At 74.1% G+C, this 26,222-nt stretch carries 18 protein-coding genes; 5 read left to right on the top strand and 13 right to left on the bottom strand.

Annotated elements, in window-relative coordinates; all coding sequences use genetic code 11:
- Window positions 1-83: 83 nt before the first annotated feature.
- The 4 genes from ACIBCA_RS18620 to ACIBCA_RS18605 all read right to left on the bottom strand — a co-directional run bounded on the left by ACIBCA_RS18620 (window position 84) and on the right by ACIBCA_RS18605 (window position 4,319).
- Window positions 84-926 carry a hypothetical protein gene (locus ACIBCA_RS18620; RefSeq protein WP_396283984.1) on the bottom strand — a complete coding sequence of 281 codons (843 nt, stop codon included), beginning with the start codon at window positions 924-926 and terminating at the stop codon, window positions 84-86.
- Complete coding sequence (locus ACIBCA_RS18615) at window positions 923-2,689, bottom strand: GMC family oxidoreductase (RefSeq protein ID WP_396283983.1); 1,767 nt, start codon at window positions 2,687-2,689, stop codon at window positions 923-925. The genes ACIBCA_RS18620 and ACIBCA_RS18615 overlap by 4 nt, the downstream gene beginning before the upstream one ends.
- Complete coding sequence (locus ACIBCA_RS18610; RefSeq protein ID WP_396283982.1) at window positions 2,686-3,063, bottom strand: hypothetical protein; 378 nt, start codon at window positions 3,061-3,063, stop codon at window positions 2,686-2,688. The genes ACIBCA_RS18615 and ACIBCA_RS18610 overlap by 4 nt, the downstream gene beginning before the upstream one ends.
- 194 nt (window positions 3,064-3,257) lie before the next feature.
- Complete coding sequence (locus ACIBCA_RS18605; protein ID WP_396283981.1) at window positions 3,258-4,319, bottom strand: TIGR03617 family F420-dependent LLM class oxidoreductase; 1,062 nt, start codon at window positions 4,317-4,319, stop codon at window positions 3,258-3,260.
- Window positions 4,320-4,467: 148 nt separating this feature from the next.
- On the opposite strand from ACIBCA_RS18605, the gene ACIBCA_RS18600 reads away from it, so the two are divergent.
- Both ACIBCA_RS18600 and ACIBCA_RS18595 read left to right on the top strand, forming a co-directional pair.
- Window positions 4,468-5,985, top strand: coding sequence for a carboxylesterase/lipase family protein (locus tag ACIBCA_RS18600; protein WP_396283980.1), 1,518 nt, complete (start codon window positions 4,468-4,470; stop codon window positions 5,983-5,985).
- 233 nt (window positions 5,986-6,218) lie between these two features.
- Entirely contained in the window at window positions 6,219-8,294 is a 2,076-nt protein-coding gene (locus tag ACIBCA_RS18595) for a HelD family protein (RefSeq protein ID WP_396283979.1), read from the top strand.
- Here the strand turns inward: ACIBCA_RS18595 and ACIBCA_RS18590 are convergent.
- The 3 genes from ACIBCA_RS18590 to ACIBCA_RS18580 form a co-directional block, all read right to left on the bottom strand.
- A complete protein-coding gene (locus tag ACIBCA_RS18590; protein ID WP_396283978.1) occupies window positions 8,234-9,508 on the bottom strand; it encodes a styrene monooxygenase/indole monooxygenase family protein in 1,275 nt (424 codons plus the stop codon). The two genes, ACIBCA_RS18595 and ACIBCA_RS18590, sit on opposite strands and share 61 nt — an antisense overlap.
- Window positions 9,509-9,645: 137 nt before the next feature.
- A complete protein-coding gene (locus ACIBCA_RS18585) occupies window positions 9,646-10,398 on the bottom strand; it encodes a thioesterase II family protein (protein ID WP_396283977.1) in 753 nt (250 codons plus the stop codon).
- 80 nt (window positions 10,399-10,478) lie between these two features.
- Window positions 10,479-10,709, bottom strand: coding sequence for a hypothetical protein (locus ACIBCA_RS18580; protein WP_396283976.1), 231 nt, complete (start codon window positions 10,707-10,709; stop codon window positions 10,479-10,481).
- A gap of 154 nt (window positions 10,710-10,863) precedes the next feature.
- Here ACIBCA_RS18580 and ACIBCA_RS18575 point away from each other — a divergent pair, with 154 nt between their 5' ends.
- Both ACIBCA_RS18575 and ACIBCA_RS18570 read left to right on the top strand, forming a co-directional pair.
- Window positions 10,864-12,435, top strand: coding sequence for an AMP-binding protein (locus ACIBCA_RS18575; protein WP_396283975.1), 1,572 nt, complete (start codon window positions 10,864-10,866; stop codon window positions 12,433-12,435).
- 148 nt (window positions 12,436-12,583) lie between these two features.
- Window positions 12,584-12,772 (top strand): hypothetical protein, encoded by a 189-nt coding sequence (locus ACIBCA_RS18570; RefSeq protein ID WP_396283974.1) that lies wholly within the window; start codon window positions 12,584-12,586, stop codon window positions 12,770-12,772.
- 13 nt (window positions 12,773-12,785) lie between these two features.
- Here the strand turns inward: ACIBCA_RS18570 and ACIBCA_RS18565 are convergent, their stop codons facing one another.
- The 3 genes from ACIBCA_RS18565 to ACIBCA_RS18555 form a co-directional block, all read right to left on the bottom strand.
- On the bottom strand, window positions 12,786-13,778 hold the full coding sequence (locus ACIBCA_RS18565) for an ABC transporter ATP-binding protein (RefSeq protein ID WP_396283973.1): 993 nt from the start codon (window positions 13,776-13,778) through the stop codon (window positions 12,786-12,788).
- Between the two features lie 154 nt (window positions 13,779-13,932).
- Window positions 13,933-16,752 (bottom strand): hypothetical protein, encoded by a 2,820-nt coding sequence (locus tag ACIBCA_RS18560; RefSeq protein WP_396283971.1) that lies wholly within the window; start codon window positions 16,750-16,752, stop codon window positions 13,933-13,935.
- A complete protein-coding gene (locus ACIBCA_RS18555) occupies window positions 16,749-20,123 on the bottom strand; it encodes an FtsX-like permease family protein (protein ID WP_396283970.1) in 3,375 nt (1,124 codons plus the stop codon). The genes ACIBCA_RS18560 and ACIBCA_RS18555 overlap by 4 nt, the downstream gene beginning before the upstream one ends.
- A 405-nt stretch (window positions 20,124-20,528) precedes the next feature.
- Between ACIBCA_RS18555 and ACIBCA_RS18550 the strand changes: the two genes are divergently transcribed.
- Window positions 20,529-21,254, top strand: a complete 726-nt coding sequence (locus ACIBCA_RS18550; RefSeq protein WP_396283969.1) for an ABC transporter ATP-binding protein — start codon at window positions 20,529-20,531, stop codon at window positions 21,252-21,254.
- A gap of 199 nt (window positions 21,255-21,453) precedes the next feature.
- On the opposite strand, the gene ACIBCA_RS18545 is transcribed toward ACIBCA_RS18550, so the two are convergent.
- From ACIBCA_RS18545 to ACIBCA_RS18535, 3 genes are all read right to left on the bottom strand, one after another.
- Entirely contained in the window at window positions 21,454-23,070 is a 1,617-nt protein-coding gene (locus ACIBCA_RS18545) for an alpha/beta hydrolase (protein WP_396283968.1), read from the bottom strand.
- 265 nt (window positions 23,071-23,335) lie between these two features.
- Complete coding sequence (locus ACIBCA_RS18540; protein WP_396283967.1) at window positions 23,336-23,902, bottom strand: TetR/AcrR family transcriptional regulator; 567 nt, start codon at window positions 23,900-23,902, stop codon at window positions 23,336-23,338.
- Window positions 23,903-24,141: 239 nt separating this feature from the next.
- Complete coding sequence (locus tag ACIBCA_RS18535; RefSeq protein ID WP_396283966.1) at window positions 24,142-26,193, bottom strand: tetratricopeptide repeat protein; 2,052 nt, start codon at window positions 26,191-26,193, stop codon at window positions 24,142-24,144.
- Window positions 26,194-26,222: the final 29 nt, after the last annotated feature.

The raw sequence follows: 26,222 nt of genomic DNA, 5'->3' as shown, positions 1-26,222 counted from the left end.
GATCTGTTCGTGGGGAATCGACCCTCACGAGACGGTAGTGGCCGCCTGTATTCGTGCACAGACTCTGTCCGGGTGAACCACGATCACCCCACGTAGTAGGCCCGGTTGTGGGCCGCGACCGGGGCGGACTGGTAGGTCCAGACGCCGGCGGCGGGCGCGTCGGCGATGAGATGGGCGAGGTCGCGGGCGGACTCCTCGGCGGGGTTGCCGAGGGTGAGGTGGACGCGGTCGGCGGTGCGGTCGTCCAACGCGTAGTAGCGGTAGGGCTGGTAGACGTTGAGGGGGCCGGCGAGGAGGCGGCCCTCCTCGTCGGTGCCGTAGCCGGTGATGGGCGTGTTGTTGACCGGCTCGGGGGTGAGCCCGGTCAGGTTGACGTCGAGGGCGACCAGCTCCTCCTCGTACCGCTGGAGGCCCTCGGACCCGAGGGCGGCGCGGCGGCAGGAGACGGACCAGCGCTCCTGCACGGCGGCCGCGTTGAGCGAGGGCATGGTGGTCTCGAACCAGCCGGGGTGCTTGGGCTCGGCGTAGAGGAGGCGCCCGGCGTCGATGGCGAGCGGGTTGTCGCACAGCACGTGCAGCCGGGCGATGCCGAGGAGCTTGGTCTGCTCCCAACCCCGGGCGTACTGGCCGTAGTCGACGGCCGGGAACCGCTCGCCCGCGAAGGTCGGGTGGGCGATCAGGTTGATCTCCAGCTCCTGGGTGATGCCTCCGCCGTTCGGGTACTGGGCGAAGTAGAGCTGGTAGTTGAGCGACACGCACGCCCCGCCGTCGAACTCGGCGACGCTCAGGCCGGGGTGGCGCTTGTCCATCAGCCGGGCCGCCCGCTGCGGATCGACGAGGTAGTCCACGCCGATGTTGTGCAGCGCCCCGTAGTGGAAGGGCAGGTGGTACGGCTCGGGCACGGGCGGCAGGGGCAGACCGGTCATGAGGACTCCGAAGTGAGGGGTGGGGTGAGGACGGCCGGGCGGTGCAGCTCCTCCAGGTCCCGCCGCATCCGCTCGGCGCTGCGCAGCGCGAGCGCGGCCATGGTGAGCGAGGGGTTGGAGGTGCCGAGGGAGGGCATCGAGCCGCAGCCGACGGCGTACAGGTTGGGGTGGTCCCAGCAGCGCTGCCACTGGTCGACCACCGAGGTGCCGGGCGAGCCGCCCATGACGTGGGTCCCGCCGGCGTGGCCGGCGCCCCGGTAGCCGTAGGCGACGCCCCGGTGTTCGAGGCGGCCGGGCCAGGCGGGGCCGGCGGGGTAGGCGGTGTGGTCCTCGGCGCCGAGGAGGGCGAAGAGCTGGTCGGAGACGGCGCGGGCGGAGACCATGCCCTCGCGCACGTAGTCGTCGAGGTCGTAGTGGACGGCCGGGGCGGGCAGGCCCAGCGGGTCGCGCCGGTGCGGGTCGAGGGTGACGCGGTTGGCCGGGTCGGCGGGCTGTTCCAGCTCGAACTGGAGGGAGAACTGCCGCCCGAGCCGGTCACCGAGCCCGTCACGAAGCCGCTTCCCCCGCAGGCCGGAGCCGATCAGCGCGGCGGCCTCGGTCTCCACCCCGCCGCCGGCCCAGGACCAGCCCCAGTTCCCGATCTCGATCCTGAACGGCGCGCGGTGCTCCCGGGCCGGACCGAAGCGGAACGCCTCCAGGCCGCTGGTGGAGCCGGGCCCCCGGTAGGGGCCGACCGGCCGGGGCATCAGCCCCCAGGTGAGCAGCGCCGGGTGGTCCATGAGGTTGCGCCCGACCTGGTCGCTGCGGTTGGCGAGCCCGGACAGGAGCAGCAGCCGGGCGTTCTCGACGGCGTGCGCGGCGAGGACGACCAGGTCCGCGGCGGCCAGCCGGGCCCGGCCGCGCTCCAGGTACTCGACGCCGGTGGCGCGCCCGGTGGCGGGGTCGGCGAGCACCCGGCTGACGACGGCCTCGGTGCGCAGTTCGACGCCCGCCGCCCAGCGGGCCTGGGTGCGCAGCGGGGTGTACTTGGCGCCGGTCGGGCAGACGGGCACGCAGCTGGCGCTGCCCGCGCACACCGGCTCTCCCGGGGCGGCGTCGGGCCCGTTGCGCGCCTGCGGGGTGCCGGTGACGGCGAGGCGGGCGGGTTCGGCCATGGCGGGGTCCTGGGCGGTGCGGCCGTCGAGGGCCCGGGCGAGCTGCCGGTCGAGGTGGCTGGAGGGGAGGGCCCGCAGGGGGAAGGCGTAGTCGCCGGGGATGGGCAGGCCGACGGCGCTGCGCTGTTCCTCGGCGTCGGCGGCGACACCGAGTTCGCGTTCCGCCGCCCGGTAGTACGGTTCCAGGTCCTCGTAGCCGATCGGCCAGTCGCGGCCGCGCCCGAGGCTGCCGGTGCGGAAGTCCTCGGGGTGCATGCGCGGGGTGAGGCCCGTCCAGAGCAGTCCGGTGCCGCCGTTGGCGCGCAGGTAGCCGCTGGCGTAGGGCAGCGGGCCGTACTGGCGCAGGTGTCCGGTGGCGCGGTAGCCGCCCTCGGGCAGGCCCGTGAGGTCGCCGACGTCGGGTGAGGGCGCGTCGGGGTTGTGCGGGTACGGGGAGGTGGGCGGGCCGCCGCCGTTGGCGCGCAGGGTCTCCGCGGTGCGGGGCGCGTCGGGGGCGGTGCGGCCGGCTTCGAGGACGAGGACGCGGTGGCCGTGGGCGCCGAGGCGTTCGGCGACGAGGGAGCCGGCGAAGCCCGCGCCGACCACGATGACGTCCCAGCGGGTGCTCACCGGCCCTCACCCGCCCGGGGGGCCTCGGCCCAGCTGCCGAAGCCGGGGGCGGCGCTGCCGGGCGGGTCGGCGCGGAAGGTGCGCCAGGCGAGGCCCCGGTCGTGGGCGCGGGCGGAGGTGGGGGCCTCGCCGGGCCAGGCGCCGACGTACCAGAGGTGGACGAGGTCGGCCTCGTCGCGGACGGGGTGGGCGAGGGTGGTGCGGTGGTGTTCGCGGGCCAGGCCCGTGGCGCGCAGTTCGGGGACGTCGAAGCCGGTGAGTTCGGCGCTGACGCGCAGGAACTCGTCGAGGTCGGCCAGTTCGTCGCGTTCGAGGTACCAGTCGGACGCGGCGAGGTCCTCGTCGCCTGCGGTGCGATCGTCGGACACGGACACGCGGGGGACCTCCACGGTCGACGGCGGGGCGGCTGGCCGGAGCATGACATGCCGGGGGGATGTCATGCCCCGGCCGCGTCCGCGATCCTGCCCCGCGCGGCCGACCGCCGGGCCTGGTTGCCCGAATGTGCCCGTTCTTGGTCACCCGTCGATCGATCGGTGCCCCTATGGCGCCGTCCGAAGCCCGCGAACGATCAGCCGAGCGCCCGCACCGCCGCCAGGACGTCCAGACCCAGCTCCGGGTCCGCGCCCTCCGGCAGGTTGACGGAGAGCCGGGTGACCAGCCCCGCGTACCGCCGGTGGATCTCCCGCGCCGCCTCCTCGACCGTCCCGCTGACGGCGAAGGTGTCGAACACCTCGTCATCGATCAGCGCGGCCATCTCCGCCCAGCGCCCCCGCACCGAGTGGGGGTGCAGCTCCTCCTGCAACGCCTCCCAGCCGTGCTGCGCCAGCACCGGCCGGTAGGCGGGGGTGGAGGCGTAGAAGGCGAGCCGCTCCCGGACGGCGGCCCGGTTGGCGGCCAGCTCCTCCTCGGTGCGCCCGGTGGCGGTGAGCACGTTGCCGACGATCTCGAACGGCCGCTCCGTCCACGGCTCCCCCGCCGCCTCGGCCTGCGCCCGGGCCCCGGTCAGGCCGGGCAGGACCTGCTCGGCGAGGTAGGCGGTGGAGGTGAAGGGGTGGCCCAGGAAGCCGTCCGCCACGGCCCCGGCGGTGCGGGTCATCAGCGGGCCGACCCCGGCGAGCAGGATGCGCGGCACCCCGGCCTCGACCGGGTCGGGCGAGAAGACCGGCGTCATCACCGTGTGGGTGTAGAACTCGCCCCGGAAGCGCAGCCGTTCACCCGTCTGCCAGCTGTGCCAGATCGCCCGCACCGCGTGCACGTACTCGCCCATCCGGGCGGCGGGGCGGTCCCAGGGCATCCCGAAGCGCTTCTCGATGTGCGGCTTGACCTGCGAGCCGAGCCCGATCACCGCCCGCCCGCCGGAGGCCGCGTGCAGCCCCCACGCCTGGTAGGCGAGCGTCATCGGGGTGCGGGCGAAGGCCACGGCGATGCCGGTGGCCAGCTCGATGGACTCCGTCCGGTCGGCGGCGCGGGCGAGCTGAAGGAACGGGTCGTAGGCCGTCTCGGCGACCACCAGCCGGTCCATGCCCCGCAGTTCGGCGTGCTCGGCGGCCTCCAGGATGCCCGCCGGGTGCCCGGAGGCGGTGGCGTCGAGGCCCAGGACGGACGGGCTGGTGCGGGCGGGCTGGTCCATGGCGGGGCTCCTGGCTGGGCTGATCCGGTCGCGGGGCGGCCCGGTCGCGGACTGGACGCGGTACCCGGACAGCCTCCCACGCACCCGTCCTCCGCCCCGGCGTGAGGGCCCGTACGGTGGAGCCAGACCCGAGGGAGGGACCGTCACCATGACCGATCTGCCCGAGCAGCCCGTCGTCCGCACCACTGAGGGAGCCGTCCGGGGGCGGCGCGAGCGCGGACTCGCCGTCTTCCGGGGAATCCCGTACGCGCAGCCGCCGGTGGGGGCGCTGCGCTTCGCCGCCCCCGTCCGGCCGGAGCCCTGGGACGGGGTGCGGGAGGCCGCCGAGTTCGGCCCCGTCGTGCCGCAGTCCGGCCCGTTGCAGGCCGAGCCCGCCCCCGACGGCACCGACTGGCTGACCCTCAACGTCTGCACCCCGGACCCGGGCGCGGCGGGACTGCCCGTCCTGGTCTGGGTGCACGGCGGCGGGTACCTGTCGGGCACCTCGGGCGACCCGCTCTACGACCCGACCGCGCTGGTCTCACCCGGGCCGGCCTCGGCCGGGCTGGTCGTGGTGACCGTCAACTACCGCGTGGGCGCCGAGGGTTTCGCCCTGCTGGAGGGCGCCCCGGCCAACCGGGCCTTCCTCGACCAGGAGGCGGCCCTGCACTGGGTGCGGCGCAACATCGACGGCTTCGGCGGCGATCCCGGCCTGGTGACCGTCGCCGGGCAGTCCGCCGGGGCCGGTTCGGTGGCCGCGCTGATGGTGATGCCCTCGGCCGAGGGCCTGTTCCGGCGGGCCGTCGCCCACTCCGTACCCGGCAACTTCGCCACTCCCGCCCTGGCCGCCGAGGTCGCCGCCGCGCTCGCCGAACGCGTCGGCGCGGCCCCCACGGCCGCCGCCCTGGCCGAGGTCGACCCGTGGCGCCTCGCCTCCGCCGTCACCGCCCTCGACTCGGAGCTGCCGAAGCACCTGGACCGCTGGGGCCGGCTCGCCCAGACCGGCATCGCCACCGTCCCGGTCGTCGACGGCGAGGTGCTGCCCGAGATGCCCTGGGCCGCCCTCGCCTGCGGCGCCGCCGAGGGGACCGACCTGCTCGTCGGCCACACCCGCGACGAGTTCCGGCTGTTCACCGTCCTCAGCGGGCGCATGGGCACCTTCACCGAGGAGGAGGCCCGGACGGCCCTTCGCCTCCTCGCCCCGCCGCCCGCCGGCACCGAGGCGTACCGCGCCGCCTACCCGGACGCCAGCTGGGAGGCCCTGCTCGAAGCCGTCGGCTCCGACGCGCTGTTCCGGATGCCCTCCCTGCACCTGGCCGAGGCCAACTCCGCCGCCGGCGGCCGCTCCTACCTGTTCGAACTGGCCCTGCCCGCCGCAGGCCTCGGCGGGGTGCTCGGCGCCTGCCACGGCCTGGACATCCCGCTCGCCTTCGGCACCCTGGACGCCCCGTCCGCCCGCCGGTTCCTCGGCGACCCGCCCCCGGCGGCGGCCGTCGAGGTCTCCCGCCAACTCCGCAGCGCCTGGGTCTCCTTCGCCACCACCGGCGACCCGGGCTGGCCCGCCCACGAGGAGAACGGGCAGCTCACCCGCGTCCTGGACGCCGAAACGCGGACCGCCCGCTACCCGGAGCAGGCGGCCCGCGCGATCTGGCAGGGGCACGCCCCCACCGCGTTCGACCTCGGTTAGGCGCGCAATTGGAAAAAGCAGGGAAAGATATACGGAACGCGGAATTCACAAAACTCCGTTCCGTCACAAAGACACGGTTTCGCGAGGTAAGTCAAGACTTACCTTTCCGGGAACTTCGACCGTATGGTGTGGCTCGAATCGACTCGAATCGACTTGAATCGAAGGAGCCCCTCTTGCCGAAGTCGAAGACGATTGATCCCGCCACGCGAGAGCTTGACGCGGAGCAGGAATACGTGTCCTCCCTCTACGCACTCCTCACCGACCGGCTTTCCGAAGCCCGCGTGAACCGCGCTGACCTGCTGCGGGCCCCGGCCGGCGGCGCGGGTGAGGCGTACGAGAGGGAAATCACCGCCGAACGCCTGGCCAGGGAAATCGGCCGGTTCGAGGGCGCCGAAAAGGGGCTGGTCTTCGGGCGGATCGACCGGGCGGACGGAACGACCCTGCGCATCGGGCGGATCGGACTGCACACGGAGGAGGACGAACTGCCGCTGCTCGTGGATTGGCGCGCGAATGCGGCGCGGCCTTTCTACGAGGCCACGCCGGTCCACCCGATGGGCCTGCGGCGGCGCCGGCACCTGGGCCTCGACGAGCGCACGGTCGTCTCCGTGAGCGACGAGCTGCTGGACGGCAGCGCCCCCGCCGACGGGGACGTACTGGGCGACGGCCCGCTGACCGAGGCCCTCTCCGCCCGGCGCACGGGCCGGATGCAGGCCGCCGTGGCGACGCTGCAGGCCGAGCAGGACGAGGTCGTCCGCTCCGCCCACCGCGGGGTGACGGTGGTGCAGGGCGGGCCCGGCACCGGAAAGACGGTGGTCGCCCTGCACCGGGCGGCCTACGTCCTGTACGCGTTCCCGCGCGCCGCGGAGGAGGGCGTCCTGGTGGTGGGCCCGAACGCCCGGTTCCTCGACTACATCTCCCAGGTCCTCCCCTCCCTCGGGGAGAACGACGTCGTCCTGACGACCTGCCGGGAACTGGCCGGAGCACCCGCCGAGGCGACGGACCCCTTCGACACGGCACGCCTCAAGGGCGCCACCGGCCTCGCCGAAGCCCTGGCCGCCCTGCTGCGCACCCGTCAGGCCCCCGCCGGCGACTTCACCGTGCGGGTCGGGAGAGAGACGGTCCACCTGGCCGCCGAGGAGGTCGCCACCGCGCGCGAGGCCTCCGTGACGGCCGTCCCCGGGCACAACCCCGCGCGCCAGGTGTTCAAGGAGCTCCTGGCCGACGCCGTCACCGACGCGATGCAGCGCGACATGGGCGACATACTCGAACAGATCGACGCCGACACCGAGAAGCTGACGGGCCTCGACCTCGACCGGTTCACCGGAGCCGCCCGGCGCCGCACCGAGGGCGCGGCCGACCCGGGCCCGGCCCACGAACTGGACCTGGACGCCGTCCGCGCCGACCTCCTCGACGACCCCGGCTTCGACCGGGCCGTCGAGGCGCTCTGGCCGAGGCTCGCACCCGGCCGCCTGGTGGAGGCGCTGCTCACCGACGCCGACGCCCTCGCCGAGCACCTGCCCCGGCTGACCGCGCAGGAGCGGTCCCGGCTGCTGCGCGCTCCCGGCGCCCCGTGGACCGAGGCGGACGCCCCGCTGCTGGACGAGGCGGCGGGCCTGGTCGACGGCCCGCCCGAGCGGACGTACGGCCACGTCGTCGTCGACGAGGCGCAGGAGCTGACGGCCATGCAGTGGCGGATGATCGTGCGCCGCTGCCCGTCCAGGTCGATGACCCTGGTGGGCGACTTCGCCCAGGCGGGCCCGGTCGCGACGGCGCGCGACTGGAAGGAGGCGCTGGCCCCGCACCTCGGGCCGCGCTTCAAGCTGCACGACCTGACCGTCAGTTACCGCACCACGCAGGAGATCCTGGAGAGCGTCCGGGGCCTGCTCGCCCGGATCGCCCCGGACCAGCGGCCCACCCGGTCACTGCGCAGCGGCGAGCGCCCCCGCACCGTGACCGCACCGGTGGAGGAGCTGGTCACCGCCGCCCTCGACGAGCTCCGCGCCCAGGGCGCCGCGCACCCGGGCGAACTGCTGGGCGTGGTCTGCGCGGACGCCCGGGCCGTCGAGCTGACGGCCCGGGGCGTCGACCGGCTCGCCCGCGTCGTGCCGGCCTCCGAGGCGCGCGGCCTGGAGTTCGACGGCGTGGTCGTCCTGGACCCGGAGGAGATCGCGGCGGCCCGCCCCGGCGGGGAGAGGGACCTCTACGTGGCGCTGACCCGGGCCACCAAGCGCCTCTGCACGATCGCCGCTCAGCCGCCGTCGGAGGAGCGGGCGAAGGAGCCGGCGGAGGCGCGCACGGAGTCCAGGTAGGCGCTCGTCAGCTCCGGCGTCGCCAGCCAGGCCGCGTGGTCGCTCGGCTCGACGTAGGTGTTCGCGAGCCGCCGTGCCACCTCGTCGTACTCGGCCGCCGCCGCGAACACGCCCTGGAGGTGCTCGGGCATCGTCAGCAGGTCGGCCGTCAACCGCACGCCGTGGCGGGCGTGTTGCTGCCAGAAGCGCTCGGCGGTGCGGCACATCCAGTCGGCGGTGAAGGGCGCGTCGCCGTGCTCGGCGATCGCCCGCCGGTAGGCGTCGGCGGCGCGGGCGGCGCTGTTGGCGCCCTGGCCGGTGATCGGGTCGTTGACGACCACCGCGTCGCCGATGCCCAGCACGTGCACCGCGTCGACGCCCGAGCCGAGTTCGGCGACGGGGCGGCGCACGACCGGGGTGACGGCGCCGGAGAGCCCGGCGCCCGCGTCGGTCGGCTCGGCCTCGGCCCAGAGTTCCGCCTCCCAGGGCAGGTACTCCGCCATCAGCTTGCGCATCCGGGCGAGCTGGACCTCGGGCGCGGGATGGTCGCCGAAGGCGTCGAGCGGCCCGCCCGGCAGGGACTCCCAGAGCAGGATGGCGCAGGGCCCGGACAGCGTGAGGGCCGGTTGCAGGTACAGCTCGCCGAGGCCGGGCAGGGCGTGCATCCGGGCGCGGGGTTCGGTGGCCGGGTCCGGCGAGCCGACGCCGTGGGCGTACAGGCAGGTGAGGTTGCGCTGCGGCCGGTCGAAGGGCGAGCGGCGCCGGTCCCGTTCGAAGACCTCGGCGAGTTCACCGCGCCCGGCCGCGACGATCGTCAGCTCGTGCCGGCGGGCGAGTTCGCGCAGGCCCTCGCGGTCGAGGGAGCGGAAGCGGACGTCGCCGCCGCGCTCGGCGAGCAGCTCCAGCCAGCGGGCCAGCTTGATCCGCTGGTCGACGGACTGCGCGGGCTCGTCGAGGGTCATCGTGAACTCGAGGGCCTTGACGCCGGGCGGCACGCACAGCGCGGAGCGGACGGCGTACACGGACGGCGCCTCGTCCGCCCACAGGTCCAGCCCGGCCGCCGCCTCGATCCGCAGCGCCGGGCCGAACATGGCCTGGGTGGACAGCACGCGCCCGCCGCGCACCTGGTCCGGGGTCCGGTCGGCGACGAGCGTGACGCTGTGCCCGTCCGCGACCAGTCCGAGTGCGAGCTGCAGGCCCGCCTGGCCCGCTCCGACGACGGCGATCCGGCGCACTCGGCCTCCCGATGTCCCCCCGACGGGTCTCCGTTGACAGTCCGTCAGGCTGAGAGCAGCACAGTAGTCGAGCCCGCCGGATACGTCACCGGGGCGGGGAGAGCGGGCCCCGGATCAGCGGTTCAGGTGCCCGAGGATCAGGGGTTGAGGTGCCCGAGGATCAGCGCGGTCACGGCCTCCACCTCGTCCGCCACGTAGAAGTGCCCGCCCGGGAAGACCCGCAGGTCGAAGCCACCGGTGGTGTGCCCGGCCCAGGCGCCCACCTGCTCCAGGGTGGCGTTCGGGTCGGTCTCCCCGACCAGGCCCGTGATCGGCACGGGCACGGTCACGGCCGGCTCGCACCAGTACGTCTCGATGGCGGTGTAGTCGGCCCGCAGCGACGGCAGGATCACCTGGCGCAGCGCGGGGACGGCGAGGATGCGCTCGTCCGTGCCGCCGAGTCCGGCGATCTCCTTGAGCAGGTCGTCGTCCCCGAGCAGGTGCACGGAGGTGTCGCGGGGCAGCGAGGGCGCGCGGCCGGCCGAGACGAACAGGTGGTCGGGCACGGCGATGTCCTGGTCGGCGAAGCGCCTGGCCACCTCGAAGGCGACGGCCGAGCCCATGCTGTGGCCGAAGAAGTAGATCGGGCGGTCGGCCCAGCCCCGCAGCTCCACGGCGAGCTGGTCGGCGAGTTCGGGCACCGAGGAGATGCCGGGCTCGGCGAGCCGGTTCTGCCGGGCCGGGTACTGCACGGCGAGCACGTCGGCGTACGGCGCGAGCGCGTTGGCGTACTCCAGGTAGTAGCTGGCCGAGCCGCCGGCGTGCGGGAAGAACACGATCCGCGCGGGGGCGGAGTCGGAGGGCTTGAACCGGCGGAACCAGGGATTGTCGACGGCGGCACTGCTGGACATGCGGGCGCTGGCCTCTCTTCGAACGGATCCTTGCCGTCCCAGTCTTCCAGTGCCCGCCCGCCGACGGGGTGTTGCGCAGGTCACGCCTCCCGGAGGAGGTCCCGGGCCCGGTCGGCGGCGCTCGCGGGCGCCAGGCCGAGGGCCTCGGCGAGCTCGGCCCGCACCGGCCCGCTCCCGGCGGGGGCGAGCAGCCCGAGCAGCGACCAGAGGCCGGCGGGCATCAGGACCGTGCCCCCGTTCCCGTCGACGGCCTCCCCGGCCCAGCGCGCCCCCAGCGCGTTCGCCGCCCGTACGGCTTCCGCCCTGCTCATCCCGCCCCCTTCGCACCGGTCCCCGCGGGCCCGAGCGCAGGGGGAGCCCGGCCGCGCGGCGAGCGCATTTTCCCGCCGCATCACCGGCAGCCACATCCGCCCCAGTGGGCTACGCTGACGCACCGTCAAAATCGAGCGAGGGCTGGGTCAGGTCATGTCGAACACGGAGCCCACGTACATCGAGCTGGTGCTGGACGGCCTGGCGCAGGACCGGGGCCGGGTGGCCCTGTGGTTCGGCGAGGAGGCGTGGACGGCGCAGAGGTGCCTCGACTCGGTCTTCCGGATGGCCCGGGCGCTGGAACGGACGGGGCTGGGCCACGGGGACGGGGTGACGGTGATCTCCGGGAACCGCCCGGAGGCGCTGTTGGTGCGCCTGGCCGCGAACCTGCTGGGCTGCCGGGTGGCGATGCCCTACCCGCTGGCGCCCCCGCGGCAGTCGGCGGAGCTGGCGGAGTTCGCGGGGACGGCGGCGCTGGTCTTCGACCCCGGCGCCTGCCGGCTCGCCGCCGAGGCGGTCGCCCGGGCCCTGCCCTCCGCGGGCCTGTTCGCGCTGGGGCCCACCGACCTCGGCGCGGACCTGCTGGAGCTGGCGGCCGACTGCTCGGCGGAGCCGCTGGAGCCGCGCTGCGTGCCCGGGGACGTGATGGGCGTGCGGTTCACCGGCGGCACGACCGGGCGGCCGAAGGGCGTGATGAGACGCTTCGGCCGCCCCCCGAGACCGGCTCTGCCCGGCGGCTCGGTGTTCCTGCTCTGCACCCCGCTCTGCCACGGCGGCGGCACCACCGCCGATCTGGCGCTGGCGGCGGGCGGCGCGGTGGTGATGCAGGAGGGCTTCGAGGCGGAGGCGGTGCTGGAGGCGATCGAGCGTTTCCGGGTCTCGCGCACCTTCCTGCCGCCGCACCTGCTCTACCGGCTGCTGGACCACCCGCTGCTGCCCTCGGCGGACACGGGCAGTCTGCGGCTGATCGGCTACACCGGCTGCCTGCCCTCGCCGCGACGGCTGGCGGAGGCGACGCGGCGGCTGGGCCGGGTGCTGCACCAGACGTACAGCCTGACGGAGTGCGGCCCGGTGACCAGGCTCGGCCCGGACGAGCACCTGGACCCGCGGCTGCTGTCGACGGCCGGGCGCGCCTTCCCGGACGTCGAGGTGCGGATCGTGGACGAGGAGGGCGCGCCGCTGCCGCCGGGCGCGGTCGGCTGGATCGAGGCGCGCACCCCGACCGCGATGGCGGGCTACTGGCGCGATCCGGAGCTGACGGAGCGGGTGCTGCGGCGGGGGTGGCTGCGCACCGGGGACCTGGGCTCGCTGGACGCTTCGGGCTATCTGACGGTGGTGGGCCGGGGCGAGGCGATGGCCATCGTCGAGGGGCACAATGTGTTCCCCCGCGATGTGGAGGAGCCGCTGCGCTCCCACCCCGAGGTGCGCGAGGCGGTGATGTTCGCGACCGCCGACCCGGACGGGCTGGAGCGGGTGCACGCCGCCGTGGCCGTCGCGCCCGACTCCCGGGTGACGGTGGAGCAGCTGCACCGCTGGAGCGTCGAGCGCGGGGGCGCACGGCACGCGCCGCACACCCTCCTGCTCCTCCCGGGCATCCCCTTGACGGGCCTGGGCAAGCCGGACCTGGCCGCCCTCCGGGCCCTGCTCCACCCGGCTGACGCACCGAACGCACCGAACGCACCGGCCGGACGGGCCGTCGCCGCCACGGGGGCGCACGAGGCGGTCTGACGCGCCCCACGAGTACGTCGAGCGCCCGCGCGGGCCACCGCTCGTGCGGCAGCCCGAGGGAAGAACCGCCCCCGAACCGCTCGACCGAGCGGACCGGACTGCCGATGAGACCTCTGCGGCCGCACCGTCGTCCCCAGGAGGCCCGACCTTGAGCTGGCTACGCGTCCTCACCGCGCTGGGCATCCTCGCCGTCGCCGCGACCGCCCTGCTCCTGTTCGCCCGCCTCACCCGGGCCGCCACCGGAACCAGCGGGGGCGGGAACGACCGCGCCCCCGACATCCGCACGGATGCCGAGGGCAGCGGCCTCCTCCCCCGCCTCGGCGGGGACCAGGACTGAAGGACCGAAGGACTTAGGAGTGCCCCGCCAGGTCGTCCGACCGCACCTCGATGTGGTCCGCCGCCAGGTCCACGGCGACCCGGTGCTCCATCCCCAGTGCCTCCAGGAACTTGACCGGCAGCTGCACCCGTCCGGTGCGGTCGAGCATCACGTACTCGCGCTCGTTGACCGACTCCTCGCCGTGCTCGTCCGTCACTGTGCGGCGCAGCACCTCGCTGCTGGTCCGCCCGTCCCGGATGGCGACGGTGCGCCGCACCTCGCCGGCCACCATCGGGTCGTGGGTGACGATCACGACGGTCGCGCCCAGCTCCCGGTTGACGGTGCGGAACGACTCGAAGATCACCCCTGCCGTCTCGGAGTCCAGCTCACCGGTGGGCTCGTCGGCGAGCAGCACCGGCGGGTTGTTGGCCATCGCGACCGCGATCGCCACCCGCTGCTGCTGGCCGCCGGACATCTCGGCGGGCCGCCGGTGGGCGAGCTCGCCGATCTCCAGCGCCTCCATCAGCTCCGCCGCCCGTGCGGCCTGCCGGTTGGCGCTGCCGGCCCCGCCGCGGCGCCCGCGCAGCTGCATGGGCAGGGCGATGTTCTCGGCGGCGGTGAGGAAGGGCAGCAGGTTGCGGGCGGTCTGCTGCCAGATGAAGCCGACCACCTCGCGGCGGTAGCGCAGCCGCTCCTTGGCGGACATCTCCAGCAGGTCGCAGCCGGCCACGGTCGCGGTGCCGGCGGTGGGCACGTCGAGCCCGGCGAGGATGGTCAGCAGGGTGGACTTGCCGCTGCCGGAGGCGCCGACCAGGGCGACGAGGTCCCCCTGGTCGATGGTCAGCTCCAGGCCCTGGAGCGCCTGGACCTCGACGCCCTCGGCGCTGAAGATCCGCACCAGCCGGTCGCAGACGATGGCCGCGCCCTCTCCGTACGCCTTGGGCGAGGCGGCGGCGAGGGCCCGCTGCCGGAGCTCCTGCAGGCTGGGGGCCTCGGCGGCCGTCCGCTCCTTCTGGGTGCTTGTCACCGCTCGTCTCCTGTCTCGACTGTCTGTACGGTCTGCTCGGTCTGTACGGTCTGTACGGTCTGCTCGGTCCTGCACATGTCCGTCCGCGTGCCTGTCCACAGGTCCGTCCGCCTGCCCACCCCAACGAGCGGGAGGAGTACGGAGGTTCGCCGCGTCACGGGCTCTCCCCCGCCCGCAGCTCGGTGGCGATCTGGCGCCGCCCGGAGATCGCCGTCTCCAGCACCACCGCGAGGCAGACCACCAGGGCCAGCCCGGCCGTGGGCAGCAGCACGGGTGCCGGCGAGGGCAGCAGCTCGTCGTCCACCCGGGCGCCGACCAGCGCCGACAGGTTGATGGCCGATCCGATCAGCCCGACCGCCGCGAGGGCGACCAACCCGCCGCCGACGGCGGCCGTCAAGGTCTGCGGCAGCGTCTCGGTGATGATCAGCGCCAGGCCCTGCCGGGGCCGCAGGCCCATGGTGCGCAGCCGGGCCAGCAGCGCCGTCCGCTCGGGCGCGGCCCGGACGAGCGTCAGCAGCACGGCGAGCAGGGCGAATCCGCCGCTCGCGAAGGCCGCGTACCAGAACAGCCGGCCGGCGGAGCGCTGGAGCGGGTCGGCGGCGAGGGCCGCCGCCTCCTCCTGACTGCTGTGCACGGTGTAGCCGGGCGGCAGGCCGAAGGCGCCCTTTCCGGCGGCCGCGGCTTCGTCGCTGAGCATCTTGACGTAGCCGGAGATCTTGTTCACGCCGCGTTCCAGCAGCAGGGATCGGACGGCGCCGGGGTCGATGTCGCCGACGGCGAACCACTTGTTCATCTTCTTGAACTCCGCGATCCGCTCCCCGGCGGCGTCGGCGGACACGACCACGAAGGACTGGTCCGGCTGGGCGAGGGCGGGCGTGGCGCTGACGATCCCCGCGGCGGTGGTCCTCAGGTCGGAGCCACCCGGCAGGTGCACCCGCGCGGGGCCGGTGGCCAGCCGCTTGGCCAGGTCGCGGCTGAACAGGGCGGGCACCGGGGTGTCCCGGCCGCCGGGGGCCGCGGCCAGCTTCGCCGGGTCGAACTCGCCGACCCCGAGGGTGCGGGCGATCTCGGCGTACGCCTTCGGTTCGGCCGCGATGAGGACGACCTTGGTGGAGTCGTGGTCGCCGCCGATGAAGGTGGCCTGGGTCTCGACCCAGGCGCCGGTCGCGGCCCGGACGCCGGGCAGTTCGCCGGCGGCCTTGACGAATTCCTCCGGCAGCGTGCCGTAGGTGGGGATGGCGACGGAGGAGTCGCCGCTGCTGGCGATCCGGGCGGCCCGCATCCGGGAGTTGTCGACGGTGTCGAGCACGGTGGCGCCGAACCCGGTGGTGGTGACGGCGATCAGCAGGGCGAGCAGCGGCAGGACGGACGGGCGGCGCCCGGCGGTGCTGCCCCGGGCGGCGCGGGCGAGTCCCAGGAAGCCGACCACGCCGCGGCCGCGCCCGGCGAGGGCGGACAGCCGGCCGACCAGGAACGGCTGGAGGCGGGCCAGCACCATGCCGCCGGTGACGGCGAGCAGCAGCGGGGTGAGCACCAGCAGCGGGTCGATGCCGGCGCCGGGGGCGGCCACGCCGCGGCGGCGGACCTCGGCCACGGCGGCCGCGGTGGCGGCGAGGACGCAGAGTTCGCCGACGAGCCGTCGCCGTCCTGCGGCGGCCCGGGGCTTGGACATGATCATCGAGGCGCGCACCGGGAAGGCCAGCACGGCCAGCAGCGTCGCGACCAGGGCGGTCAGCACCGCGTTGCCCCACCGCGGTGTGGGGAGGAGCACCACCGCGAGCGCGGAGCCGAGCACCGCGGCCGGCACGACCGTCACCGCGCCCTCGCCGAGCAGGCGCAGCAGCACGCCGGTGCGCGAGCCTCCCCGGGCCTGGAGCAGCTTGATCTCGCCGGAGCGCCGGTCCGCGGTGAGCGCGGCGGCCAGGCAGAGCACCACGGCGGCGACGCCCGCGACCCCGGCCGGGCCGATCGCGCCCAGCGGGGCGGCGGCCTGGTAGCGGACGGTGGCCCGGGTGAACACCTCCGGCAGCATCGAGTTGACGTGCATCTCGGGCCGGTTGGTCAGGGCGGGCAGGGCGGAGGCGCCGCGCCCGGCGATGAAGGAGTTGACGATGTCGCGGGTGTGGTCGAGCTGGTCGACGCGCAGGGCGCCGGTCTCGATCGGCACCCGCCAGAAGTTCTGCCCGACGGAGCCCCAGTTGGACAGGGCGCCCAGGCTCTCGCCGCCGACGAAGCCGGTGGTCCTCCAGTGCAGGGTGTCCGGCCCACCGGCCAGGCAGGCGCGGGAGGGGCAGCCGAGGTCCTCCCAGAAGGGGTCCTGGCTGTCGTTGACGCGGTAGAGGCCGACCACGGACGTGCGCACCGGGCCGACGCCGTCCTCGCCGTTGTCGAGGACGTCGCCGAGCTTGATGCCGATGGCCTCGGCGGCCTTCTCGCTGATGGCGATCGGCAGCGGCGCGCCCCCGGCGGTGACGCCCGGCCAGGTCCCGGCGGTCAGGGTCACCTTGTCGCGCAGGCCGTGGACGTAGAGGAGGTCGAGCATCGGCGGGGTGCTGTCGGAGAGGCGGGTGAGGCCCCGGTTGAACAGACCGTGGTCGCGCTTGACCCGGGTGCCGTACACCTCGCCGACCGGACTGAGCGGAATCTGACGTCCGATCTCGCGGGTCAGCCGGTCCCGGGCGGTGTCCAGTTGCCCGGCCGTGTCGTCGGAGAGGGTGGCTCCCGTCGCGGAGAAGCTGGTCGCGTTGACGCCCAGGTTGTGGGTGAACTCGCGCAGGGCGGCGTCCGCGCCCCGGTCCGACAGCCGCGGGAACGCGGCCGCGAGGAAGGCGGTGACCAGGGCGAGGGCCGCCATGAGCAGCGCGGCGAGCGGGGTGGCGCGCAGCCGGGTGCGGACCCAGGGTGCGGGCCGGGCCGCCGGGGTGGCGGGGGTGGGAACGGGTTCGGGCACGGTGGTGCCGGCCTTGGTGGTCACATCTCCTCCACGTGGCGCAGCCGGGCGGCCACGTCTCGACGGCGGCGTCCGATCAGGAAGGCCGACAGCAGCGGGACGACGGCGATCGCGGCCGTGAGCAGCAGTGCCCGTCCGATCGGCAGTTCGACCAGCGCGGGGGGCGTGGGCCGGACGGCGGCGGAGGTGAGCACCACGTACGGGACGATCAGGTGGACGAGCAGGGCGCCGAGGGCGAGGCCGACCACTCCCCCGAGGCCGACGAGCAGGGCCTGTTCGGCGGCGACGGTCCGGGCGAGCACGCGGCGCGGCGCGCCGAGGGCGAGCAGCAGGGCGTTGTCCCGGGAGCGTTCGCGGGCCGAGCCGGCCACGGCGGCGGCGAAGCCGATGGCGGCGAGCACGGCGGTGACGATGGAGATCACCAGCAGGGCGCTCTGCGGGGCGGCGCCGACCGGGTCCTCGAGGAGGGCGTCGGCGCTCTCCTGGTAGAGGTGCAGGTCCTGGGCGCCGGGGGCGCCGCGCAGGGCGGCGGCGGCCTCGGCCGGGGCCCGGTCGCCCGGTCCGGCGGCGGGCAGCCACCACTCGGTGCGGTTGGGCAGGTCGCGGCCCTGGCCGGCGAGCAGGTTGGCGGCGGTGGCGAGGTCGACGACGAGGGTGCTGCGGCCCGCGACAGGCACGGCGTCGATCTCGGCAGTGACCTTGACCCGCAGGACGACTCCGGCGAACGGCACCTGGACGGTGTCGCCGACCTTGGCGCCGATGACGCGCAGGTAGTCGTGGGTGGCGACGCCGGGGATGGCCGCCGGGGCCGCCGGGCCGCCGGGGGTGAGGGTGGCGCGCAGGGACTCCCCGGCGAACCCGTTGGAGTTGCGGTAGCGCAGGGTGAACAGTCGGTCGGCGCCCAGGGGTTCGGTGCCGAGCGTGGCGGCGGGGCCGCCGTTGGCGTTGCCCATGACGCGCACGGGCGGGGAGTTCACACTCCAGCCGAAGCCGTCCGGGACGGGCACGGCGGTGGCGGGGCCGTCCGCGCTGTCGGAGACGGCGATCCGGTGGACGGTGACCTCGCCCTCGGCCCGGTCGCCGAAGGCGACGCTGATTCCGGCCAGGGTCAGCGGCGCGGAGACGGCGCCCCTGGGGGCGTCGACGGCGGCGCCCAGGTCGATCGAGGTGTGGACGTCCCCGGTCAGCGGCAGCTGGGGGAAGGGGACCTTGTGGATGAGGCCGAAGCGGTCGCGCAGCAGCACCCGGATCTCGGGGTGGACGGTGGAGGCGCCGAACACGGTCCGCTGCTTGATGTCGGTCTGAACGGTCTGGTTGACGGTCAGGTCGGCATCGATCCGCAGCGGCTTGCCGGGCAACGGGATTCCGGCGGCGTTCCCGGTGGGGGCGTTCGCGGCGAGCGGGGGGAAGAGCTCGCCGGCGGTGTGCCCGCCGAGCAGGTCCTCGCGGACGGGGATGCGCTCGGCGAGGGCCTTGGTGTCCACGGCGAGCAGCTTGCCGGTGCCGCTGGGCAGGGCCTGGTCCTCCAGGACGGCCGGGACGATCCGGTCGCCGCCGGGCAGGGCGCCGTAGCGGCCGCCCTGACCGATCACGGCACTCTGCGAGCCGCTGATGCGCAGGCCCCCGAGGGTGTCGAAGGCGGCCTGGTCGCGCTGGGAGGTGGTCCAGGTGGCGCCCTGGCCGATGGCGAGGACGCCGGTGGCGACGGCCATCACCAGCAGCAGGACGGGTCCGGTGGCGCGGGCGGGGCGGCGGGCGAGCTGCCAGCCGACCATCGCGGGCCCGAGCCCCCGGCCGCGGGCGGCGACCCGGGCGCCGAGCCGGGCGGCGAAGGGCAGCAGCCGCAGCACCACCAGGGTGCCGGCGCACAGGGCCAGGGTCGGGGTGGCGACGAGCAGCAGGTCCACACCGAGGGCGCCCGAGGAGTCGACGGACATCCCGCTGCCGTACTGGCTGAGCTGCTGGTAGGCGAGCACGGCCAGGGCGAGGACGGCGAGGTCGCCGCCGTTGCGGGCGATGCCGGAGACGACGGCCTGGCGGCGGCCCGCGCGGCGGCGCAGGGCGGCTCCGGCCCCGCGCATCAGGCTGGGGACGGTGGCCAGGGCGATGCAGGCGAGGGCGCAGATCAGGGCGACGGGCCAGAGCGTCCAGCTGAGGCCCGTGTCGAGGTCGAGCTGGCGGCCGGTGCCGAGCCCGGCGAGGGCCCGTACCAGCAGCGGCGTCAGCAGCGGTGCCACGAGGGCCGCGGGGACGGCGAGCAGCACGGCCTCGATGGCGGTGAAGGCACCGAGCCGGGCGCCGGAGGCGCCTCGGGCGGCGAGCAGTTCGTTCTCCGCCTCCTGCCGGGTCGCGATCAGGTGGACGACCAGGAGCAGCGCGGCGGCGGCGAGGACGGCCAGTTGGAGGGCGCCGATCAGCAGGGTGGACCGGGCGACCATCATGCTGGAGGACAACTCCCGCATGATGACCGGCAGTTCGGTGGTGGCGTTGAGGGAGGCGTCGGCGCGCAGCTGGTCGCCGAGACCCCGGGTGCGCTCGCCGATGGCCTCGGCGGTGGACTGGTCGATGCCCGAGAGGTTCGCGTCGAGCAGCCAGCCCCGGCTGCTCTGGATCAGTCCGGCGGCGGTGAAGGCGCTCTGGTCGACCATCATCGGGCCGTAGGTGGTGAAGCTGGAGACCTGGATCTCTCGGCCGCCGACCGGGTCCATCCGCCAGTACGGGTCGGCCGGGTCCTGGGCCCGGTAGACGCCGGTGACGCGGACGGCCAGCTCGGCGCCGCCGAGCCGGTCGACGAGGCGGACCTCGGCGGGCAGGGACTGGGCGGTCAGGCCGAGCCGCTCGAGCATCGTCTTCGGGACGGCGACCTGCGGGGCCGTGCCGGCGACGGGCGCGGTGGTGGCCTCGGGCCAGGCTCCGCCGACCAGGTTCACCCGGGAGCGGTCGAGGTCGGCGAGGACGGTCAGGTCGGGCTGGGCGGCGGGGCCCGTGGCGGGGAGCGCGGAGGCGCCGGCCGTTCCCGCTTCGCCCGAAGTGCCGCTCGCGGCGGCGCCGTTGCCGCTTGCTCCGCTGTTGACCGCCGCGCTGGGCAGGGCGTACGAGCGGCTGCGCAGCATCGTCCGGGTGGTGACCGGCAGGCCGTCGAAGAGCTTGCCGCTGTAGTCGGCGATCGCCTTCTCGTCCTTGGCCCGGGCGTCGAGCCCGTGCTCCCCGGTCACCACGACGGTGGTGCGGGCGTGGCCGGGGCCCTGCAGCGCCTGGCGCAGGCCGGCTTCGCCGACGCTGGCGTTGAACGCCACGAGCGCCGTGAGCACGGCCGTGGTGATCAGCACCGCGAGCAGGACGGCGCCGGCCAGCGGCAGTCGCCCGCGCAGTCGGCGCACGACGAAGCCGAGCATGTGATTCCTCCCCCGCTTACGTCCCCGGTTTCGTCCCGGGCTCGTTCACATTCCAATTCGGGCACAATGCGGCCCGCACTGGACACTCTTCGAGCACATCAAGTGCAGAGATCACCGGCTATCGGTCGCCGGATAGCGGACGACTCTGTCAGATTCGATCCGCGAACGGAAGGGACTTGCGCGAATCGAGTAAGTAATGAGCAAATTCCTTGCATTGGAAGCCGTCCCACCGCGGGGTCGCCTCCGATATGCCATGCACACTACACACAGACCCGGAAGCCACGGCCCCCACGCCCCCGCCGGAAACGGAATCCGACGATTCCGAAACTTCCACGGAAACGCGTGAACCGACCCCACCACCCCGGCCGTGGAACCGGTCAGAGACGTTTCACAGGGGGACGCCACATGACGCAGCACCAGGCCGACGACGCCACCGGAACGCCGATGGTGACCGTGACCGACCTGCGCCGCAGCTTCGGCACCGGCGAGCGGACCGTACACGCCCTGCGCGGCGTCTCCTTCGCCATCGGCCGCGGTGAACTCACCGCGCTCAAGGGCCGCTCCGGCTCGGGCAAGACCACCCTGCTCAACCTCGTCGGCGGCCTCGACGCCCCGACGGAGGGCACCATCACCCTCGACGGCGTCGACCTCGGCGGCCTCGACGAGGACGGCCGGCTGGCCATGCGCCGCGAGCGGATCGGCTTCGTCTTCCAGTCCTTCGGGCTGATCCCGATGCTCACCGCCGCCGAGAACGTCGGCGTCCCGATGCGGCTGCGCAAGGTCTCCCCCGCCGAACGCGAGGAGCGCGCCCACACCCTGCTCGCCCTGGTCGGCCTCGCCGACCACGCCAACCAGCGCCCCGGCGAGCTCTCCGGCGGCCAGCAGCAGCGCGTGGCCATCGCCCGGGCGCTCGCCAACGAGCCCGCCCTGATCATCGCGGACGAGCCCACCGGCCAGCTGGACTCCGAGACCGGCCGCTCCATCATGGAACTGCTGCGCGCGGTGGTGGAGAGCGAGGGCGTCACCGTCCTGGTCGCCACCCACGACCCGACGCTGATGGGCCTCGCCGACCGGGTGATCGAACTGCGTGACGGGCGACTGCTGGAGGCGACCGCGGAACAGGCCGCCTGAATTCGCCTGAATTACTCCTGGTCCCGGTCCCGGTCGTCGTCGCGACCGGGACCGATTCCGTTCCCGCCGATTCCGTGCCCACCGATTCGTCGGCGAACTCCGAGAAGGAACTCTCCTCTCCCCAAAAACGCGGATGTGGTGGCCGGCAACGTCGCCGGCCACCACATCCCTATCCGTTCTCAGGTCATCACACCGGCCATCACACCGCCGGGAAGATCTCCAGGTCCGGCTTGAGCAGCTGACCCGGCTGCGGCGCGGTGCCATCCACCAGGTAGCGGGTGACGAGGCCGTTCAGGGCCTTGCTGCGGCCGACCGCGCAGTGCTCGATCGAGTCGACGCTGACCAGCACCGCGTTGCCCAGCTGCTGCTGCATCCGCTCGGCGAACTTGTACTGCGTCGCCGGGTCGTACAGGTTGCCGACGACCATCACGGTGTTGGAGGTGTTCCGGTTCCACGGACCCTTGAAGCGCTCGGCGTCACGGGCCGGGGCCGGCCAGCTGGCGCAGGCCGGGGCGTCGAACGCCTGGTAGCGGCCGAAGGTCGGCGACTCCTTCTCCCACGCCTTGGCGGCGTTGGCGAAGACGCGGTCGTTCGACGGGTACGGCTTGTCCTGGCAGTTGACGCCCATGTACGAGTCGTCGGCGGTGTACTCGGAGTCCACGGGGGCCTCGCGCAGCGCGTGCTTCAGCGGCACGGCCAGCAGGTCCTCGTCCGGGTCCGCGGCGGTGGCCTTGGGCGCGAGCAGCGCGGCCGGGGCCGGCTTCATCGCCCGGTAGGACGCCTGCAGCGACTTGGCCAGCGGGGCCAGCTTGGCCTGCGAGTACAGCGCCCCGGCGACCTCGCTGGTGAAGCTGCTCAGCGTGACCTGCTGGCCGCTGGGCAGGGTCACCGGGCTGGTGCGCAGGTGGTCGCGCAGCTCGTCGAACTTGGCACGGGTGTCGCCGTCGCCGAAGGCGCAGCGCGGGGCGCCGGCGGTCTGACAGCGCTTGAGGAACTCGGCCAGCGCCAGCTCGAAGCCGCCCGCGCGCTGGCGGTCGTACTCCAGGCCGTTGTGCAGGCGCAGGTTGGGGTCGACGTTGCCGTCGACGATGATCGCGCGCACCTTGTTCGGGTACATGTTGGCGTACGTCGCGCCGATGAGCGTGCCGTACGAGAACCCGGCGAAGGTCAGCTGGGAGTCGCCGACGGCGCGGCGCATCCGGTCGAGGTCGCGGACCACGTTGATGGTCGACATGTGCTCGATCAGCGGGCCGGCGTTCTTGCTGCAGGCGTCCGTGTAGTCCTGATCGGCGTCCAGGGTCTCGTCGATCTCGGCCTTGGTGACCGGGACACCGACCATGCGGTTGTTGACCGCGTCGGCGTCCTCCTGGGTCTTGAAGCACTTGAGCGGGTTGCTCCGGGCCACACCGCGCGGGTCGAAGCCGACCAGGTCGAACTTCGCCTGCACCTCGGCGCCGAAACGGGTGGTGGTCGCCCACATGTAGCCACTGCCACCCGGACCGCCGGGGTTGAGGAACAGCGAGCCGATGCGCTTGGACGGGTCGCTCGCCCGGTGCCGCAGCATGGCGATGCCGATCTTCGCACCGTTCGGGTCGTCGTAGTCGAGCGGGACCTGGTAAGTGGCGCAGTCGTAGACACCTGGGTCCGGCTTGCTCGGGTCCGGGTTGCACGGGGTCCAGGCGACGGGGTCGACCTTCGCCTCGGCCACCGTGCCCGGCACCTGGTCGATCGGCGCAGCGGACGCGGCGACGGCGGTGCCGGTGACGAGGGCGAGCGCGCACGTGACGGCGCCGGCCAGCGTGGATATGCGGGTCAAGGAACCTCCTCCGTAGGAAAGGGCGGCCCAAGCCTGTCAGTCTGAGAACTCCGTGTGAAGACCCTCAAAGCACCGTAAATGTTCCGGGCGTCTTCCATTTGGAGGCCGGAATATTCTGTGAATAAACTGACTTGACACTTCGTTGACTTGACGGATCGCCGGATCGCCGGATCGGCGCTCGGCCCACGGTCGCCCCTCCCCGGGGGTCGAGCCCCCTCGACTCCGTCAGCCGGCCAGCGACTGCGCGGCGCCTAGGATCCCGTCCTCAGCGCGGGGCTCCCGTCCTCAGGGCGGCGGCCACCAGCCCCTCGATCTCCTCCACCCGCACCCCGCCCCCGCCCACCAAGCGGTCGAAGACCAGCCCGTCGACGCAGGCCAGCAGCGTGGTCGTACGCGCCTCCGGATCGGGCACGCCCTGGTCCGCCAGAAACACCCGCACGGCGGCGCGGCCCGCGTTCTCCCGGGGCACGAGAATCTCCCGCAACTCCGGGTCCCTGACGCTCTCCACCGCACACGCGTACCGGGCCAGCGAGCGGCGGCGCCCCTCACCGGTGAGCCGCCGCTCGGTCAACTCCGCGATCCCGTGGACGAGTTCGGCGGGCGAGCCGATCGAGACCCGCTCCCCCGCCGCCTGCAGCTCGCCCTGGTCCAGCTCCACCAGGCGCCGCACCAGCGCCGTCAGCAACGCCTGCCTGGTCCGCAGATAGGCCGAGGTCGTCCCCACCGGCAGCCCCGCCGCCGCATCCACCGCCCGGTGCGTCAGCCCCCGCACCCCGGCATCCGCGAGCACCCCGATCGCGGCATCCGCCAACACCGTCCGCCGATCACTCACCGCGCTTCGGCACCGACCCCTGCCGCGCCCGCGACCGCCCATCCGCGGTCAGCACCCGGACCGCCTCCCGCGAGGTGGTCCGCCCCCACCGACCACTCCCCGCCGCCGACCACTCCCCGCCGCCGACCGATCGCCGCAGCTCAGCCGCAGCCTCCTCAACCAGCGAACTACGGCGTACCGGGCGAACAGTCATGCCCCCGACCCTACCGCCCACCTGCCCGGGGCCCCTGCTTCACCCTTCAGGGGGCGTGCCAACCCCGGAGCACCTCCGCAGCGTCCTGGGTGTGGGGGTGGTCGTTGCCGAGCACGCGCTCGCTCTCGGCGAGGACCCCCTCCAGAAGCTCGATCGCCTCACCGGTGCGCCCCACCTCCCAGTAGGAGACCGCGAGGTTGGCGCGGGCGGTGAGGGTATCGGGATGGCTGTCTCCGAGCACACGCTCGCGGTCGACGACGACCCTTTCCTCGATGACGATCGCCTGATCGGTGCGCCCCACCTGCCAGTAGGAGTAGGCGAGGGCGGAGAGGGAGGTCAGGGTATCGGGATGACCGTCACCGAGCACGTGCTCACGATCGACGATGACCCGTTCCAGGAGATCGATCGCCTCGCCGCTGCGCCCCGCCTGCCCGTAGGAGACCGCGAGGTTGTTGCGAGCGCTCAAAGTATCGGGATGACGATCGCCGAGCAGACGTTCGCTCTCTTCGAGGACCCTCTCCAACAGCTCGATCGCGTTTCCGGTGCGCCCCGCCTGCTCGTAGGAAGCCGCAAGGTTGTTGCGAGCGTTCAGGGTGTCGGGATGAGCATCGCCTAGCACGCGCTCACGATCGGCGACGACCCGCTCCTCGATGACGATCGCCTCATCGGTGCGCCCTGCCCTCCAGTAGCAGAAGGCGAGTTGGGCGCGGGCGGTCAGGGTGTCGCGGTGATCATCGTCGAGCAAGCGCTCGGCGTCGGCTGCGAGGCCGTGCCAACGGGCGATGGCAGTGCGGAACAGGCCGGCGCTCATCAGGCTGGTGCCGGAGGCGAACAGGACCACGTGGCCGCCGGTCCGCCAGAGCAGGTCGCCTCCCCGTTCTTCGAGGGCATCGGTGTTGGCCCGAAGGACGGCGGTCAGGCCGGGCGCGGTGTATTCGAACTCGGGCCAGATGCCCAGCAGGGCATCGGCTGCGGCGCGGACGGTGGCGGGAGTCTCGGTGTCGGGCGTGGTTTCCCGTGCGGCGCGGGCGGTCAGGGCGTGCAGGCGCACCGCGCGGTCACCGTCGCGGGTCTCGTGGGTGAGGAGACCGTAGTGGTGGAGCAGGCGCACGGCGGCACGGGCCTCGTCGGGGGTGACGGGGGCGGCGTTGGACCGGGTGCGGTGGGCCGTGAGGTAGTAGGTGACGGCAGGGGTGGCCCAGAGCTGCTCGGGGTGGCCGGCGGGGTCGAGGTACGCGGCGAGGCGGATCGCGGGAGCGGCGAGGCCGATCGGCGTGCGCAGTTGGGCGGCGTCGAGGGCCAGGAGCAGGGAGGCGGTGACCTGGCGGCCGTAGCCGTCGGTGTCGGCGCCCGTCGGCAGCAGGGTCGCCAGGCTTGAGGCGCTGCGGGTGAACAGACCGAGGTAGTGGGTACAGCCCACCCCTTCATTGATCATGTAGGCAGCGGCGTGGGAGAGGGCCAGCGGCAGCCGGCCGAGCGCCTCGATGAGGTCCTCGGCACTCTGGTCGAGGAGGTGGGCGGCGTCGGCTGCGGTCAGGCGCTCACGCAGGTAGCCGAGTGCCTCCTCCTCGGAGTACGTACCGATCTCGACGACGGCCCGCCCGCCGCCGGAGACCAGGGCGTCCCGGCGTCGCGTGGTGGCCAGCACCCGCCCGCCTCCGCCCGGCCCCGACGACGGGCGGGGCCACCAGGGCCCGGCTCCCTCAAGGTCGTTGAGGTCGTCCAGGACCACCAGCCAGCTCCGGTCGGTGACGGCGAGCCAGTCCAGGAACGCGGCCGCGTCGCGCTCCGCGTCCTGCCCGTCCGCACCGGGCACCTCGGCCTTCGCCGCCGCCTGCGCGTAGGCGGCGATGATCTGCGCGGTCTCGGCGGCGTTCACCCAGACCGACACGTCCACGCCTTCCGCGTGCGCCTGTTGGGCGTACGAGGCGGCGAGCTGGGACTTTCCGACCCCGCCGCCCCCGGACAGCACCTGCGTGAGCACCACGGTCGTGTGCTGCTCCCGCTCCCGGTCGATCAGCTCCCGCAGGTCCTCGCGAGGCTGGAACGCGGTGGCCGTCGGCGGTACCGCGCCGACCCGCACCGGGGGCTGCGCCAATTCTTCTCGCGCAGGCGGCTGTTGATTGA

Source organism: Kitasatospora sp. NPDC051170, from assembly GCF_044455705.1.
Taxonomy (GTDB): Bacteria; Actinomycetota; Actinomycetes; order Streptomycetales; family Streptomycetaceae; genus Kitasatospora.
Note: the sequence above shows the minus strand (reverse complement) of the source record. Positions and strands in the feature narration are given on the sequence as shown.

Excerpts from the sequence above, each read along its gene's own strand:
- ACIBCA_RS18605 (WP_396283981.1), bottom strand. The coding sequence starts at position 4,319 with ATGGACCAGCCCGCCCGCACCAGCCCGTCCGTCCTGGGCCTCGACGCC.
- ACIBCA_RS18620 (WP_396283984.1), bottom strand. The coding sequence starts at position 926 with ATGACCGGTCTGCCCCTGCCGCCCGTGCCCGAGCCGTACCACCTGCCC.
- ACIBCA_RS18600 (WP_396283980.1), top strand. The coding sequence starts at position 4,468 with ATGACCGATCTGCCCGAGCAGCCCGTCGTCCGCACCACTGAGGGAGCC.
- ACIBCA_RS18550 (WP_396283969.1), top strand. The coding sequence starts at position 20,529 with ATGACGCAGCACCAGGCCGACGACGCCACCGGAACGCCGATGGTGACC.
- ACIBCA_RS18555 (WP_396283970.1), bottom strand. The coding sequence starts at position 20,123 with ATGCTCGGCTTCGTCGTGCGCCGACTGCGCGGGCGACTGCCGCTGGCC.
- ACIBCA_RS18580 (WP_396283976.1), bottom strand. The coding sequence starts at position 10,709 with ATGAGCAGGGCGGAAGCCGTACGGGCGGCGAACGCGCTGGGGGCGCGC.
- ACIBCA_RS18575 (WP_396283975.1), top strand. The coding sequence starts at position 10,864 with ATGTCGAACACGGAGCCCACGTACATCGAGCTGGTGCTGGACGGCCTG.
- ACIBCA_RS18585 (WP_396283977.1), bottom strand. The coding sequence starts at position 10,398 with ATGTCCAGCAGTGCCGCCGTCGACAATCCCTGGTTCCGCCGGTTCAAG.